The sequence below is a fragment of the Vibrio sp. SCSIO 43132 genome (assembly GCF_019904195.1).
Lineage (GTDB): Bacteria > Pseudomonadota > Gammaproteobacteria > Enterobacterales > Vibrionaceae > Vibrio > Vibrio nigripulchritudo.
The window spans coordinates 609231-626147 of record NZ_CP063199.1 but is presented as its reverse complement, the minus strand read 5'-3'; the positions used below and the strand labels follow the sequence as shown (position 1 = coordinate 626147).

The window sequence follows — 16917 nt, the reverse complement described above, 5'->3', positions numbered from 1 at the left end:
TCATTACAAAAGGAATCGTTTATGTTGAATGCGTTAAAAGTGTCTGCGTCTGCCATCTTGTTGGTTTTAACGGGCTGTGGATTGGATTCGGAACAGGTGAAAAAACAGGAGAAGCCCACGGTGAATGCGGGTGCAGACCAGCAAATTGTTCTCCCAGCAAACAGCATAATATTGCGTGGCAGCGCAAAGTCTGAGCTCAGTATCTACAAAATTGAATCGCTGGCCTGGACTCAGGTCTCTGGTCCCCAACAACTTAGCATTCTCAATGCGGATACGCTCACCGCAACAGCTATGAATCCAAATATTGCAGGTACTTACGTATTTCAACTTCTTGCTCGCGACAGTGGCGACCGTACCAACAGCGATCGTGTGAAAGTGATTGTTCAAGAAAACAATGCTTCAAACCCTGCTATTCGATTTTCATCCGAATACTCGATAGGCAAAACTCAAAACCGCGAATCATTTGAAAACGAATGGGAAACCGTTGCTGAGCAGTACTCCCATCACGGGCAACTTGATGAGCAATGGCAATCCATGAATAAGCAATATAACGAAGGCGCCACTCCTGCTCCAACACTTGAACCATACCTCGTGTTTTACCGTAAGGGCTCTGATGGTGTCATTCATTTCCGAAACCTGAACACCGTTGATCTCTCTTCTCTCAAACAACAGGTCGAGAGTGCGCTATTCAAGCTCACGGATACCCCTTCGATTACACTAGACTTTTCAATGAGTGGCAAAGCAAATGATCAGGTCTTACTGACGCTTATTGAGGTACTGAGAGGCACTCAAACTGCAGAAATTATCACGCCAGAAGAGTCTGGCTTACCCAATACTCAAATTCGTGTTCAACCAAACGGAATCCATCAAAACCTCACCTTTACAGGTGGCAAATTGGCGGATCACCTTTCTCACCTTTTTGAGTACTCTGAGCTCACCTTGCCAATTCCAACAGTTCAACATGAAACAACGGATGATAAATCTCAGATTGCGTTTCACTGATAAAGCGAAAAAACAGCTCCGTCATATCATGACCAATGAGTGTCATACACCTTGAATCCTTGCCCCAGCCATTCGCTGGGGCATTCTTTTTCAGTTATTTTCCAGAATTCAAACATAGTTCACTCCACCCACCTTGCAAAAAATGGGGAAATTGAAGAAAGTATTTAGTCATTAGGTTTCATAGTGGGGTAATAATGGAAAAGAAAGTGGTCTTAATCGTCGATGACAGCCAAGAGATACTCGACGCATTAAGCGAATACCTTGAACGTTCCAACTTTTCTGTCTTAACCGCTATGGATGGGGAGCAGATGTGGGAATTACTCAAATCTCATACCCCAGATTTAATCATTTTGGACATTATGTTGCCTGGCGATGATGGTCTTACGCTTTGCCAGAAGATAAGACAAGACTCCCACGTTCCTATCATTATGCTCACCGCAGTCACTGATGATGCAGACAGAATCGCCGGGCTGGAAATCGGTGCAGACGATTACATCACTAAATCATTCAACCCACGTGAACTGCTGGCAAGAATCAAAGCGTTGCTGCGCCGGGTCACCTTTAACGCCGATCAGACGGAAAGGAAATTGAAGTTTTTAGACTGGACCTTCGATACGTTGAAAAGGCAGTTAAGACACGACGATGGTCAGCTGGTTTCCTTGTCTGGGGCGGATTATTGCTTACTTTCTCTTATGCTTGAGCAACCCAATCGCCTCCTAAGCCGTGACGAAATAGCACAAGCTCTTTGGGGACGCGATGCCGAACCCATGGAGAGGGGCATTGATGTTCAAATCAGCCGGCTGAGAAAACAGTTAAGAGACGAAAGCCGCAATATTATTTTAACTGTCCGTAACCGCGGGTACATGCTGGTAATAGATTCCAAATGATGCATAAAGGTATGCTGCACTCAATGGTGCCTAGAATTACCGTATCCATGTTTGCGGTCATTCTACTGGCTGAGGTCTTCGCAGGGATCGTCTGGTTCAAAGCAACATCAGCATCAAAAAGAGAATCAGCCAGTATCGCGGTTTCTACCATTACTTCAGCGGCAGCAGAAACCATCAACTACTTCGCTGACCTGCCTGTTAACTATCGTCATTTGATTCTTGAGCAGCTTCGTAATATCGGGGGGACCCGATTTTTTGTATCAATGAACAATAGCGCTCTCACTATGCCTTCTCTGGTGGAACACGCGCTCGTCCCTGCCATGGAAGCTCAGGCGATAGAGCAACTAGAAAGTCAGATAAAGCACTCGCAATCTTTAAAGGTTACGCTCACCAGCCGTGAAGAAATTTTATTGTTCAATACTGGGTTACATCTTGATGAGCTCCCTGCTCTCTGGAAAGACTACAGCTTGGTATTAGGCAAACTCGACTTGCCGATTATGGTGATTCAAGTCCAGCTACCCGAGGACAAATGGCTCTACCTCGCCACGGTTTTACCTCTGTCTTTTAATGACCTTAAAAACAGCGTTATCGATGGTCGGCAAATCACCTTCCTCCTGATTGTGACGGTGCTACTCGTAGGGGTTTCATACGTGGTTCTCAGCCGGGAAATTCGCCCCTTTCGCTCCCTTGCCCGTTCAGCAACGCTAATGGGAGCCAATATGGAAACTGAGGAAATTAAAGAAGAAGGTTCCAGTGAAACGCGAGCTGCTATACACGCGTTCAACAAAATGAACCGGCGTATAAAAGCCTACCTTCGCGACCGGGACATGTTCTTCAATGCAATCTCACACGACATCAAGACCCCCCTAGCTTGCTTAAAGCTTCGAACAGAAATGCTGGAAGATCCTCCAACCAAAGCCCGATTCGAAAAACTGCTTAATGAAGTAGAGCTGATGCTCAATGGCGCACTTCAATGTATGCGCGACAATGACATTCATGAAGAGCTGGAATGGTTTGATCTCAATGACTTCGTTGAACAGTGCGCTGCTGTCCACAACCAAAATCAAGAGGTGGTTCGACTGCATCAAATGCCGCCAATACGTTTATACGGAAAACCACTGGCGATTAAGCGCTGCCTGTTCAATCTGGTCGACAATGGCGTTAAGTATGGTCAGACCGTGGACATCAACATGTACGTCAATCAGGATTCTATTCAGATCACCCTACACGATGCAGGTCCTGGTATTGCCAATGATCAGTTGGAAGAAGTCTTTAAACCTTACTACCGTATTCATGATGATGTGGATGGGTCTGGGTTAGGGCTGTATATCTCCCGAAGCATTGCTCGCAGTCACGGCGGCGATGTCACTCTGTCAAATTCTCCAGATGGTGGGCTGGAAGTGGATATTGTACTGGCAAAAATTGTATGAAAATCGGATATAGCCTTATTTTGCTGCTCACCGCAGCGCCAGCTTTTTCAAAGCCTTCTTTCGAGTTACTGCATTGGTGGACAGCTAATGGCGAAAATGCAGCGTTATCCGTTATTGAAGATCGCTTTCATCATTCCCCCGTTCGCTTAGTTGGAGACTCCATTACTGGCGGGGGTGGCGCACCCGCCAAAACCATATTGCAGGCCAGAGCCATTGCAGGCAACCCACCCAACATCGCCCAGATGGAAGGCCCCGCAATACAATCCTGGGCAGCATTAGGCTTTTTACACAATGTTAATGCCGTCGCGGACGCTCAAAACTGGGATCAGGTTTTGTACCCTGAAGTGCAGAAAATCCATCGTTATGAAGGGAATTATGTCGCCATCCCGCTCAACATTCACCGATTGAACTGGATGTGGGTAAACACCGAAGTATTAACTCAACACGGTGTCGCCATTCCTCATGACTGGCATTCCCTTCTCACTTCGCTCACCGAGCTAAAAGCCAAAGGCATCACCCCTTTGGCATTAGGTAGGGAGCAATGGCAAATCGTTCAGCTTTTTGAAAACATTGCATTTGGTATCGGTGGCGCAGATTACTACCGAAAAGCTTTTGTGCAATTAGAGCCACAAGCCCTAAAAAGCCAGGAAACGGAAGATGCCTTACAGAGGTTCCGAGCAATCGCCAACATAACCAGAGAGGACATGAGCGATAAACGCTGGGATCAGGGAACTCAGTCTTTAATTGAAGGACGTGTCGCCTTCCAAATAACCGGAGACTGGGCGTTAGGAGAAATGTTATATGCAAATTCAACGATACCTGACCATATAGACTGCATTGCCTTCCCTTCTACTGAAAAAGGATTTATCTACAACATCGACAGTCTCGCCTTTTTCAAAGCGCATCAAGATGACTTAGAAACACTCAGTTATGTCACAACATCATTATCTCAGCCGGAATTTCTTTTGACATTCAGCCAAAAAAAAGGTGCAATTCCAGCACAGAAAAACATTTCTGTGGAGACATTATCTCGGTGTCAAAAAAAATCGCACTTCGAATTTAATCAGGCTATTAATACGGGGAATGCGATGCCGAGCTTTATTGACTCTATGGCAGTCAATCCTATTATTCAAAATGCAGTGTCGAAAGAACTTTATAAATTTTTTAATGATCCTTCCATTAAAACGAAAACACTCATTAACAACTTAAGTGCGTTAAGCCATAATATTTAATGAGAAATACAAAGTGTTTTTATCTTATTTTTTACAATCCAGAATAAACGTATCCATTTCTAAAAAAACACTTACAAAGTAATTACAAACTTGAACCTTTAAACATAAGTAACTCTTTAGTATCTATCAATAACGAACCGATTTGATGATATATGGAGTTACAACAATGAAGTTAACCTCGACGTTAATTAGCCTTTCAGCGTTACTTCTTTCAACCAATATTCAAGCCGAAGAATATCGCATTATTAGCCCACACCACGACGACGCGTTATTGGTCTTTTCAGGTTATATATCCAGCCTGAATCTCACTAACGAAAGTGATGAGCGAATTGTTGATGTGATGTTTGGCGCGTCCAACTACTCTACCAACCACTTAGATGTACTGACCGATAAAAGAGTACTGACTATCACCAAGGCACGCTACGCAGAAGACTATGATGCGTTAACTGACCTGTTTACGGGGTGGGATAAATTCAGATTCAGAAGTTACGGCTACTACGATGCACCACTGAGGAAATATGTAGGGGACGTCACTGCCGGAGGCGGTCCTGCTGGTACTTTCCGCAACTTCAGACAGATTGAAATTGATACTTTCAACATGATGGTGCACAACTTCACTTCCATCTTGCAGCGCGAAAACTGCACCTTACTTGTGCCAATTGCCAACGGGATTCACATTGACCACTTCATGACAAAAGAAGCGGTGATCACGGCAGCATACAAATTAGGAAACCAAGCCAAGTGTAAAATTAAGTTCGGGCAGGACCAACCCTATACAGACGCCAACCCACAAAATGTGAATTTAGAAATTGCGGCATTAAAATCACGTTTACCTGATGGAGCGATTACCGAAGAAGTTTATGATATTCCATTAGAACCTGGCACCAATGAAACCATTAAATTAAATAAATTTAAGAAACACTACGTAACTCAATACGACACCGGATATATTGGTCCACTGACATCGAATTTAAGAGAAGTGGTTTATGTTTGGGATCCTGCGACATACGGTCAGGTAAAATCTCATCGCCACTGTGATGGTTCAAGTTACTGCAGACTGGCGCCATAATCCGAATATAAATAACAAGTAGTGGCTTATTACATCACCCCTAGTCACCTTAGTGTATGGTCATTACTTCAAGGCACCTTCGGGTGCCTTTTTCATTATTAACTCTCATACATAATTTCAAAAATCACCAATTGTAATTTGTCTTTTACAAAGTGAAAGCATTTGTAACCTTGAGCATGGACTAAGTTGATATTCTTCCAAAACATAAGAAAGAAATCGAAACGTGAAATATAGAAGGATTTAACAATGTTCGAGAATATGAAAAGTGCCCTATCGCGGCTTTCTTTAATAGGGAAAGCGTTAATGCTCCCCATATCCATATTACCTGCGGCCGGTCTTTTACTGGCCTTTGGTGCAAAACTGGATATTCCATTAATGATGCGTGCAGGTGGCGTTATATTTGATAACTTGCCACTGCTATTTGCTGTAGGTGCAGCGGTTGGTTTAACTAAAGAATCAGGTATCGCAGCACTGGCAGCCATCGTGGCACTTGTTGTAATGAACGCCACCATGGGGGTTGCTTTAAACATTACCCCAGAAATGGCGATGGGCGGTGGACGCTATGCCATGGTTATGGGTATCCCATCCCTACAAACCGGTGTGTTTGGTGGCTTGATCGCGGGTATTTTAGCGGCAGTGATGTACCAACGCTTCTATCAGACCAAATTGCCTGACTTTTTAGGCTTCTTTGCTGGTAAACGCTTTGTGCCAATTATCACTGCATTTACCGCATTCCTGATCGGTCTGGTACTTCCTCACATCTGGTCTTACATTCAGTCTGGCATCGATGCCCTTTCCCATATGGCTAACAGCGGTAACATGTATGTGTCTACCTTCATCTACGGCTTTATGGAACGTGCTCTTATCCCTGTTGGCTTACACCACATCTTCTACAGCCCATACTGGTTCTCTTTCGGTGAATACACCACTGCAGCAGGTACTGTTGTAAACGGTGACCACACCATCTGGTTCAAAATGCTAGAAGACGGCGTGACCAGCTTCTCTACAGCGGAATACCAGGAAGCAGGCAAATTCCTTTCAGGTAACTTTGCTATTTACATGTTTGCATTCCCAGCTGCTTGTCTGGCGATGTACCACGAAGCCAAAGACAAAAATAAGAAGATTGCCGCAGGTATTCTAGGTTCTGCTGCACTGACTTCTTTCGTTACAGGTATCACTGAGCCAGTTGAGTTTGCGTTTATCTTTGTTGCACCACTGCTTTATGTGTTCTCTGCCATCATGGCGGGTGTGTCTTATGCGGTAACTTATGCGCTAGACGTTCACATTGGTAAGACTTTCTCTGCAGGTATCATCGACTTCGTTTCGTTCGGCGTATTGCCAGCCATGGATGGATTCAAGACAAACTGGATCAACGTCATCCTTTGGGGTAGTGCAATGTCCGTGATTTACTACGTGGTATTCCGCTTCGCTATCCGCAAGTTTGACTTTAAGACAGTGGGTCGTGAAGACCGTGACAGCGCGGCAATCACTCTAAGCAATGAAGAGTTGGCGAAAGAAATCACCGTACTGATTGGTGGTAAAGAAAACATCACAAACATCGGCGCATGTATCACTCGTCTGAGACTGCAAATTAAAGATCAGTCACTAGTGAAGGACGAGGAAATCAAAGCTCTGGGTGCTATGGGAGTGATTAAAGTAGGCTCTAATGGCTTGCAAATCATTCTAGGCTCTAAAGCTCAGTTTGTAGCAGACATCATGAACTCTGATGGCGAGGAGTCTCCTCAGACTCTATCGACTTCGACAAGCTAATAGTCAGATAACATTCCTATAAAACGTCGCGCCCAGCATGTTTAATAACAGGCTGGGCGCGATTGGTTTTACACAGAAAATATTTCGCACCTTCAGGTTAGAGAGAGCACAATATTCCTGCTACAATCCGCTGTAATTGAATCATCAACTTAGAGACAACAAATGAAAATCGGTATTATCGGTGCCATGCAGCAGGAAGTGGCTATCCTGAAAGAAGCGATGACGAATTGCGTAGAAGAAAACCGCGCAGGTTGCACTTTCTACACAGGTCAGATTAACGGCGTAGAGGCTGTTTTGCTTCAATCTGGTATTGGTAAAGTTGCCGCATCTGTCGGAACAACTTTGCTACTGGAAAGTTACAAACCAGACGTTGTGATCAACACAGGTTCAGCGGGTGGTTTTGATTCTTCTCTGAACCTTGGTGATGTTGTTATTTCAACTGAAGTGCGCCACCACGATGCCGATGTCACCGCATTTGGTTATGAAATTGGTCAGATGGCGGGTCAGCCGGCTGGATTTGCTGCCGACGAAAAACTGATGGCAGTTGCGGAACAAGCACTTTCACAAATGGAAGAAAAACACGCGGTTCGCGGTTTGATCTGCACGGGTGATGCGTTTGTATGTAGCGCAGAACGTCAGTCATTCATTCGCAAACACTTCCCAAGCGTTATCGCAGTGGAAATGGAAGCGGCTGCTATTGCTCAGACTTGTCACCAGTTCAAAGTCCCATTTGTTGTGGTTCGCGCTATCTCTGATGTGGCAGACAAAGAATCGCCAATGAGCTTTGAAGAGTTCCTGCCGCTCGCGGCGAAAAGCTCTTCAGAAATGGTTCTGAAAATGGCTGACTTGCTGAAGTAAGCGTATCTATGGAAGCGCTTTTCACCAAGCTGTATTCCAACGGCGCCCTATTGGTTTTGTGGGGCGCTTTGCTGTTCCACTTTATCCTCCCTATTCCCAAAGCCGTTCATCCGGCGACTCTATGGCATAAATTCGCAGAGCTCCTTGCCAGCAAGGTCAACAACAACCAGCAACACAACCAGAGCATGCTTTCTGGCAGCTTAGCCTGGGCGTTGATGTGTTTCCCGGCATTGGTTTTCTTCATCGCACTTAGACCATTGGTCTGGCAACCTCAACTGTTTGACCTGGCTTTGCTATTGTTGGCAATCGACTGGCGAAGTAACGAATCGCTCGCCAAACACTTGATGGAAGCGTTATACAGGGAAGATAAGAAACGCGCCCGCCGGGAGCTGGCTCCACATGTCAACCGGGTGACGAAGACATTATCCCCGCTTGGGCTGGGTAAAGCTGGCGCGGAAACTCTGATTATGGGGTACGGACGCAATGTGGTTTGCGTGTTGTTCTGGTATGCCATCGGTGGTGGTATCGGGGCATTTATGTATCGCCTGATTATGGAACTGGCAAGAGCCTGGTCACCTAGCCGCAGCGAGTTTCTTCCATTTGGGGTGCCTGCTATTAGAATGCTGGCAATCATTGAATTTATCCCTCTGCGCCTCTTCAGCCTGTTGGTTTCAGCGGGGAAGAATATGTCGGCAGCGTTATCTGGCATGATTTCTCAGGGCAGAACCTGGCCAACTCCCGGTCCTGGTTGGTTAATGGCAGCAGTCGGCAACAAGTTGGAACTGTCTTTGGGTGGTCCTGCCATTTATGGCGATAAGAAAACCGCCAGACCAAAACTTGGTGGTCGTATTGCCCCTTCTTCTTATCATCTTTCTCAAATTCAACATCTGCTGGCATGGCGTATTTGTGTCTGGGTTTTACTCCAGAGTCTGGTCATGGCGGCTATTTACCAAGGTGTCTAAATTGAAATATCGTATTGCTTTGCTGGCGACCGTGTTGTTCAGCTCAAGCTTACTGGCTGATTCCAGCGTAAAACGAATCATATCTCTGGCTCCGCACGCAACCGAAATCGCTTTTGCCGCGGGGCTTGGCGATAAACTGATTGCTGCTACCGACCACAGTGACTACCCAGACGCAGCTAAAAAGCTGGAGCGAGTCGCAAACTATCAGGGCATCAAGCTTGAGCGGATTGTTGCTTTGCAACCTGATCTCATCATTACCTGGCCAAGTGGTAACCCGGCAAAAGAACTGGATAAACTGAAAAAGCTCGGTTTTAAGATTTACGAATCGAAAACAGGCACTTTTCAAGACATCACAAACAACCTTATCCAGTTAAGCCAATACGCCGATGATCCAACCATTGGTAAGAAAGCCGCTAAAGACTTTGAGCTGGCTCTGGCGAACTTAAAGCAACGTTACGCAACCGACCAACCTGTTAAGTACTTTTACCAGTTGAGCACCAAACCCATTATTACCGTTGCCCAGCACAGTTGGCCAAGTGAAGTGTTTTCTTACTGTGGCGGCGAAAACATCTTTGTTGATAGTGCATCACCTTACCCTCAGGTAGGTGAAGAACAGGTTGTTATCCGTCAGCCCGATGTTATCTTTACATCGCGACATGCTGTTCAGAACGAATCGCTCTGGAATGGCTGGGCATCGCAAGTGCCTGCGGTTCAGCATAAGCAAGTCTGGTCTTTGAATTCCGACTGGATTAACCGCCCGACACCACGCACGGTTTACGCTGTAGAACAGGTGTGTGATTTCTTTGAACAAGCCAGAAAAAACATAAAGTAAGAACCGTCATGGATGCAACATTACTCTATCTGATTGACATGTTTGGTACGGCAGTCTTTGCCATTTCTGGTGTTCTTCTGGCTGGTCGCCTGAAGATGGACCCATTTGGCGTTGTGGTACTGGGCAGTGTGACGGCAATTGGCGGCGGCTCGATTCGAGATATGCTCTTGGGAGCCACACCCGTATTCTGGATTTCAGACACCGCTTATCTCTGGGTCATTTTGTTCACCTGTGTCGCCACTATGGCGATCATCCGGCGACCAAAGCGCCTGCCTTGGTTTGTGCTGCCAGTCTGCGATGCGATTGGTCTTGCGGTGTTTGTCGGAATTGGCGTAGAGAAAGCCTTAAGCTATCAAGACAGTGCACTGGTCGCTGTAATCATGGGTGTGCTCACAGGCTGCGGTGGCGGGATTATACGAGACGTTCTGGCAAGAGAAATCCCCATGGTGCTTCGAAGCGAAGTGTATGCCACAGCCTGCCTGATTGGGGGCATTGTTCATACCAGCGCTATTGCTCTTGGCTTAGATCACTCCCCGGCTCTGCTGTTAGGTATCTTTACCACCCTGACCATTCGCTTAGCAGCCATTAAATGGCACCTTTCACTGCCTGTGTTTGCCATCAATAAGTAACCTCAACTCAGGGTACGTAATACCCCTTCTTTCGAATCGAGCCCACATCACTGATGTGGGCTTTTTTAATCCTTAACATTCATGATGATTTCTTGAGCAACTTCTCATTTACGCTCCCTTAAAACTGATTAAGTAAAGTTTTTTGTTTACTTAATCAATATCAGGCTTATATTAATAAACAAATTACTTTACTAATAAAACATCAGTGGCAGGAAGTACTATGAGCGAAGTGAATCGCAACACCTTAGATTTGATCCATCAGGCACATCAATTTGATCCAAATTACGGAGACAGGTTAAGTAACCACCTTACAATGGCTTTGATCGCATTAGATCTGGGTGGTGCGCCAGCAAATCGAGTCACCGAGTTTTATCAGGAGTATGTCGGCAGGCTTGAACCACTTTGCTGTGATCCTTCCAATCAAAGTCGATCGCTAGGTGATCGGGCAGACTTTCCTAACTGGGTGGATTTTTATCAGCAAGAGCTAGACTCACAGGGTATTGAAGTAACCTTGTCTCTGCACTTACCGGATCTGTTTAACGGTGTTTCCGCCGCGGCTTTTCATGGATTGATCCGGCTTTCATATGCTATCGATGCACAAAGCACTCGCGAAATTGCTCATGCTCTTGCTTATCTGGCAACTGAATATCAACCGATTGGCGAGCTGCGAAATGACGCTGGTTATACGCTAAAAGAGCAGCTCAGACTTGCCCATCAGCACTATGCAGATTTCCAGTTTGGTCCGGGCATTATTGTGGATCGTATTCAGGAAGTCGCTGACTCAGAGCAGTTTCGTTTTGTTGCTTCTTCCCCTTCCGATCTGTCCAGACCTTTAGTTGCAGAAGCCGTAATCACCCCTTTTATTCACACTAACGATTTTACATTGCTGCATGGTGTCACCGGATTTCAGGCTTTTCTGAATATTGAACGCTTTCTTCCTGATCCCAATAAAGGACTACAGCAATTCTGGCAGGCGTATATCGCCGCTTACAGCACCAGCCTCCCTAATGCGGAACGTCCGAGTGACGAGCTGACTGACTCGCCATCAGAGCCTTCATGGGAAAACACCATGAAACGAGCCAGCGCCAGCCCGGATGATCACACCATAAAACTGGTCTACAGCTGTTATCGGATCCACCAAATTATTCCAACCCCTCTGTGCATGAAGGCAGCGCAAATGCGCCTTGCTAAGGAGTCATTATGAGTACCTATGTCGAACACGCGAACGTAACGGTTAACAACATCGAACGTGCCATTGCATTTTTGCAAACCGCGCTACCGGATTTTGAAATTCGCCATCAAGGAAAAAGTCAGTATCGATGGTGTCATATCGGAACGGATTCAACCTACATCGCCCTGCAAGAAGGCAACATCAATGAAGATGACAACCGTACGCCTTATCGCCATGTCGGGATCAATCACATCGGTTTTGTTGTGGATGATGCCGATGAAGTGCAGCGAAGGTTGGTTGAACAAGGTTACCGACAAAATGACATGGAGACTGAACACCCTTTTCGCAAACGCCTGTATTTCTACGATCACGACGGCATGGAGTGGGAATTTGTTCAGTACCTGAGTGAAAAGCCTTCGGAAAGAAATGATTATTTATACCCAAATACCCCAAATACTTAAAATAAGGAGAAACGTCAGTGGCTAACATCGCAATCGTGTATTTTTCGAAATGTGGCGCAACCAAGGCTCTTGCTGAGGACATTGCAGGAGGCATACGAAGTGTGCCCAATGCCGAGCCTGTTTTACTGGAAATTCAGCCGAAGGACATCATCGAGGGTCGCTACACAAACGACGTAATATTTGAACAACTGAAAGCTTGTGATGGCATTATCTTTGGGTCACCCACATACATGGGCGGACCAGCCGCTCAGTTCAAAGCATTTATGGACACCAGCAGTGATGCGTATTGTGAACAGGATTGGAAAGACAAATGGGCAGCAGGCTTCACCTGTGGAGGCAGCCTGAATGGCGAACAAGAACAAACGCTGTTCTCGTTTTTTGTTCTGGCATGCCAGCATGGCATGGTGTGGGCGGGCTTGAATACTTCAGAGCACACCAGCGACAAAGGTCTGAATCGTCTTGGTTCGAACATCGGTTTGACTGCCTGCAACAATCATATCGACGAATTGGTGGATGAAAACGATGCTCAAACGGCTCAATATCTCGGTCTGAGAGTTGCCAGGCTAGCGACTAAATAACCACTAAAGCCAAGCAAATTCAACGTGCTACAAACTTCTGAATTTGCTTGGTTATCTTCTCACTTTATTGACTGAGTTTGTGTGCATATTTGCACCTAATAAAATGTGAACCTATCTGCTATTTTTATATTGAAAAGTATTTATCCGTATTAACCTAATCACATTTATATTTTTACCGGATTCTATTTATACTATTATTAATATATATTCATTCTAAACAAAGCGTATTTTGTTTAAGAGCAGAGGAACATCTCATGAATATGTACCTTAAATGGCAATCTAAATTTCAGTTCACCTTGCTGGACTGGTATACGCTTGATCACCAAATTTCATTTCACCTGTCTTCTGAATAATCCAATCCAGCCTGACTTGAGAGCATAGGCTTCAATAGAATCAAGATCTGAGCCTTTCACGCATTGAACCCTTTCAGGATTTCGCTGCTGTTGGCTTCAGCTAATGAATAAACCTGTTGTTTATTTTCTATTATTAGTCTGGCTCTCTAAGTTCTGATTATTTCAATTTATTAAATATATTCCGACATTATTTATTTAGTGGACATCGCTACATCCCTCAAATAGCGAATTCCTAAATAAAAATGACGGCTGGATAGATCTATTCATTCACATATGTGAATTAAAAAGGCAGAAAAATGGATAATTTTAAGCACTTACCAGAACCATTTCGCATTCGTGTTATTGAGCCCGTCAAACGCACGACAAAAGAGTACCGTGAGCAAGCCATCTTAAAAGCAGGAATGAACCCGTTTTTGCTGGACAGTGACGATGTGTTTATCGACCTTCTCACCGACAGCGGAACAGGAGCGATCACCCAACAGATGCAAGCAGCCATGCTGATTGGTGACGAAGCCTACAGCGGCAGCCGTAGCTACTATGCGTTAGCCGATGCGGTCAAAAACATCTTTGGATACCAATACACCATCCCAACTCACCAAGGACGTGGTGCAGAACAAATTTATATCCCTGTATTGATTCGAAAACGAGAAAAGGAGAAAGGACTCGACCGCAATAAAATGGTCGCTTTATCAAATTACTTTTTCGACACCACTCAGGGGCACACTCAGGTGAATTGCTGTGTCGCCAAAAACGTCTATACCGAAGAGGCGTTCGACACTTCCATTCACGCAGATTTCAAAGGTAACTTCGATCTGCAAAAGCTTGAAGCCGCGATTTTAGAAGCTGGTGCTGAAAATGTTCCTTACATTGTCAGTACCATCACCTGTAACTCGTCTGGCGGGCAGCCTGTTTCTATCGCCAACCTGAAAGCCGTCTATCAGATAGCCAGACGCTATGACATTCCAGTCATCATGGATTCCGCACGATTTGCAGAGAACGCCTACTTCATTCAGCAGAGAGAACCGGGATATCAGGACTGGAGCATCGAAGCCATCACCCGTGAATCCTACCGCTACGCCGACGGCTTAGCGATGTCGGCTAAAAAAGATGCCATGGTACAAATGGGCGGGCTGCTTTGCTTTAAGGATGACTCGTTCGAAGACGTATACAACGAATGCCGCACTCTATGTGTCGTGCAGGAAGGCTTCCCTACTTATGGAGGACTTGAAGGCGGCGCGATGGAACGTCTGGCAGTCGGTCTTTACGATGGTATGCGACAGGATTGGCTGGCTTATCGAATCGGTCAAATCCAGTATCTGGTCAATGGTCTAGAAGCCATTGGAATCACCTGCCAACAGGCTGGCGGGCATGCAGCATTTGTTGACGCCGGTAAGCTTCTCCCTCATATTCCCGCCGATCAGTTCCCAGCACACGCTTTAGCTTGTGAGCTATACAAAGTTGCAGGAATTCGCGCCGTTGAAATTGGCTCTCTTTTGTTAGGGCGAGACCCGGCAACAGGTAAACAGATCCCATCCCCCGCGGAACTGCTTCGTCTGACGATCCCGAGAGCAACCTACACGCAAACCCACATGGACTTCATCATTGAAGCCTTTGAAAAAGTGCTGGAAAACACTCAGAACGTAAAAGGACTGACGTTCACCTATGAGCCAAATGTTCTGCGTCACTTCACTGCTCGACTGGAAGAAGCGGAAACCTCTTCAGCAGACCAGCAGGCAATGCCTATGACGGAAGCATAATTCAATCAGGCACACTTCGGTGTGCCTTTTCAATACTGCAAAGTCGCGTTAGCAATATGTTTGGCATTTCAAATGCTGGGCAGGGGTTGTTACGCGCCATAAAGAAGGATTTAAGGTAGTTATTATGAAAGGAAAACCCTCTATTTTAGGCGGTGCATGCATTATTGCCAGCGTCTGTGTTGGGGCAGGAATGCTTGGTTTACCCAGTGCTGGAGCAGGAGCGTGGACGGGGTGGTCGATGCTCGCCATTGCCTTCACCATGATAGTAATGACGCTATCAGGATGGATGTTACTGGAAGCATTTAAGCACTACGATCTGAAAGTATCATTCAATACCGTGACTAAAGATATGCTGGGCAACAATATGAACCGCCTGAATAACGTAGCGGTGTATTTTGTTGGCGGGATCTTGCTGTACGCTTACATCACATCTTCCGGCTTGATATTGCAAGACATGCTCTCGGTAGACAGTAAGATCGCTTCGGTTCTGTTTGTTCTGGTGTTCTCATCGTTTGTGTGGCATTCGACCCGAGCGGTGGATCGCATCTCGGTCGTGCTTATTGCTTTTATGGTTTTAAGCTTTGTGTTCGGCGTTTCAGGTTTGGTTGCCAATGTAGATCTGAGCATTCTGTTTGACCGGATCAATCAGGAAACCAGCTACGCCCCGTATGCCATGGCAATGCTGCCCGTCGCACTTACCTCATTTGGTTACCACCACTCTGTTTCTAGCATGCGCTGTTATTACGGCGAAGAAAAGCGCGCTAAGTACGCCATTCTTGGCGGCACAGTGATCGCCTTGTCTCTTTATTTTCTCTGGGTGATGAGCATTTACGGCAACCTGCCCAGAGACCAGTTTGGTCCTGTGATTGAGCAAGGCGGTAACGTCGATGCCCTTCTTTCTGCGCTGGGATCCGTCATCGAATCAGAAAAAGTCGCCAATGCCATCAATACCTTCTCGATCGCAGCCATTCTTTCATCTTTTATTGGTGTTGGATTGGGAGTCTTCGACTATCTGGCAGACCTTTTAAAATTTGAAGACTCCAAAGCGGGCAGAACCAAAACCTGGGTTGCCACCTTTCTGCCACCACTGATTCTTTCACTGCTTTTCCCGTTCGGGTTCTTAGTGGCCATTGGCTATGCCGGCGCTGCCGCTACGCTCTGGGCCTGCATAATTCCAGCCTTACTGGTGCGAAAATCCCGCCAACGAGAAGACGGAAACGAGGGCTTCATCGCCCCCGGTGGCACACCATTCATTTTTATAGTGATGGGCTTTGGAATCCTGACCGCCCTTTTCCACTTTATGTCCATGCTTAACCTCTTGCCTGCATTTGCAGGATGACACTCACCCGATTAGATATGGAACCGTTATGAAAACTCTCAATACACCACTTGCCCCTCAAGCCATTGGTCCTTACGTACAGGGTAAAGACATCGGAAATCTCGTTTTTACCTCTGGGCAACTTCCTGTTCACCCAGAAAATTCAACCATTCCGGACAGCCCGGAAGCTCAGGCCACACAGTCCTTGCGCAATGCGCTAGCGATCCTCGAATCTGCAGGTTTAGGTGCTAAGGACGTCATCAAAACCACGGTGTTTGTGCAGGACTTAGACGATTTCGGTGTTATTAACGCCGCTTACAAAGTCTTTTTCGACGCTCACGATGTCCCTTACCCCGCACGTTCCTGCGTTCAGGTAGCTCGTTTACCTTTGGATGTGAAGGTAGAAGTTGAAATGATCGCTGCCCGAACTTAAGCCACTTTCTGCCCCAATAAGCCGCTGTAAAGGCGGCTTACATTTCAAACACCAATAGTGACCCAATTCACATTCTTACCAACGCGTCTGTATCCTTTCTGACAATTCGACGGTCTGTCATATATCGGCATAACGCCTTTATTTCTATGAACTAGTGTTATTAGGGTCTGTTGAC

The 16917-nt window shown here is 46.0% G+C and carries 16 protein-coding genes; all 16 read left to right on the top strand.

Annotated elements, in window-relative coordinates; all coding sequences use genetic code 11:
- The first annotated feature begins 21 nt into the window (after positions 1 to 21).
- The 16 genes from INR79_RS02920 to INR79_RS02845 all read left to right on the top strand — a co-directional run bounded on the left by INR79_RS02920 (position 22) and on the right by INR79_RS02845 (position 16742).
- A complete protein-coding gene (locus INR79_RS02920) occupies positions 22 to 1002 on the top strand; it encodes a PKD domain-containing protein (protein WP_223095965.1) in 981 nt (326 codons plus the stop codon).
- 194 nt (positions 1003 to 1196) lie between these two features.
- Entirely contained in the window at positions 1197 to 1889 is a 693-nt protein-coding gene (locus tag INR79_RS02915; RefSeq protein ID WP_004397813.1) for a response regulator transcription factor, read from the top strand.
- On the top strand, positions 1886 to 3319 hold the full coding sequence (locus INR79_RS02910; protein WP_022549646.1) for an ATP-binding protein: 1434 nt from the start codon (positions 1886 to 1888) through the stop codon (positions 3317 to 3319). The genes INR79_RS02915 and INR79_RS02910 overlap by 4 nt, the downstream gene beginning before the upstream one ends.
- Positions 3316 to 4551: an ABC transporter substrate-binding protein gene (locus INR79_RS02905; RefSeq protein ID WP_223095964.1), complete on the top strand. Its 1236-nt coding sequence runs from the start codon at positions 3316 to 3318 to the stop codon at positions 4549 to 4551. The genes INR79_RS02910 and INR79_RS02905 overlap by 4 nt, the downstream gene beginning before the upstream one ends.
- A 166-nt stretch (positions 4552 to 4717) precedes the next feature.
- Positions 4718 to 5620, top strand: a complete 903-nt coding sequence (locus INR79_RS02900; RefSeq protein WP_004397809.1) for a PIG-L family deacetylase — start codon at positions 4718 to 4720, stop codon at positions 5618 to 5620.
- A gap of 246 nt (positions 5621 to 5866) precedes the next feature.
- Complete coding sequence (locus tag INR79_RS02895) at positions 5867 to 7390, top strand: PTS transporter subunit EIIC (RefSeq protein ID WP_022549643.1); 1524 nt, start codon at positions 5867 to 5869, stop codon at positions 7388 to 7390.
- A 162-nt stretch (positions 7391 to 7552) separates the two neighbouring features.
- Positions 7553 to 8248, top strand: a complete 696-nt coding sequence (gene mtnN, locus INR79_RS02890) for a 5'-methylthioadenosine/S-adenosylhomocysteine nucleosidase (RefSeq protein ID WP_004397805.1) — start codon at positions 7553 to 7555, stop codon at positions 8246 to 8248.
- Between the two features lie 8 nt (positions 8249 to 8256).
- Positions 8257 to 9210 (top strand): cobalamin biosynthesis family protein, encoded by a 954-nt coding sequence (locus INR79_RS02885; protein ID WP_223095963.1) that lies wholly within the window; start codon positions 8257 to 8259, stop codon positions 9208 to 9210.
- 1 nt (position 9211) lies between these two features.
- A complete protein-coding gene (gene btuF, locus INR79_RS02880) occupies positions 9212 to 10042 on the top strand; it encodes a vitamin B12 ABC transporter substrate-binding protein BtuF (RefSeq protein WP_262415376.1) in 831 nt (276 codons plus the stop codon).
- 8 nt (positions 10043 to 10050) lie between these two features.
- Entirely contained in the window at positions 10051 to 10671 is a 621-nt protein-coding gene (locus tag INR79_RS02875) for a trimeric intracellular cation channel family protein (protein WP_022549640.1), read from the top strand.
- Between the two features lie 220 nt (positions 10672 to 10891).
- Positions 10892 to 11875, top strand: a complete 984-nt coding sequence (locus INR79_RS02870) for a questin oxidase family protein (RefSeq protein WP_223095962.1) — start codon at positions 10892 to 10894, stop codon at positions 11873 to 11875.
- Positions 11872 to 12303 carry a VOC family protein gene (locus INR79_RS02865; protein ID WP_022598837.1) on the top strand — a complete coding sequence of 144 codons (432 nt, stop codon included), beginning with the start codon at positions 11872 to 11874 and terminating at the stop codon, positions 12301 to 12303. Before INR79_RS02870 ends, INR79_RS02865 begins: the two co-directional genes overlap by 4 nt.
- Positions 12304 to 12320: 17 nt before the next feature.
- A complete protein-coding gene (locus tag INR79_RS02860; RefSeq protein WP_223095961.1) occupies positions 12321 to 12881 on the top strand; it encodes a flavodoxin family protein in 561 nt (186 codons plus the stop codon).
- Positions 12882 to 13530: 649 nt separating this feature from the next.
- Positions 13531 to 14991, top strand: coding sequence for a tryptophanase (gene tnaA / locus INR79_RS02855; protein ID WP_022549636.1), 1461 nt, complete (start codon positions 13531 to 13533; stop codon positions 14989 to 14991).
- 124 nt (positions 14992 to 15115) lie between these two features.
- Positions 15116 to 16330 (top strand): aromatic amino acid transporter, encoded by a 1215-nt coding sequence (locus INR79_RS02850; RefSeq protein ID WP_223095960.1) that lies wholly within the window; start codon positions 15116 to 15118, stop codon positions 16328 to 16330.
- Positions 16331 to 16358: 28 nt separating this feature from the next.
- Positions 16359 to 16742 carry a Rid family detoxifying hydrolase gene (locus INR79_RS02845; RefSeq protein WP_223095959.1) on the top strand — a complete coding sequence of 128 codons (384 nt, stop codon included), beginning with the start codon at positions 16359 to 16361 and terminating at the stop codon, positions 16740 to 16742.
- Positions 16743 to 16917: the final 175 nt, after the last annotated feature.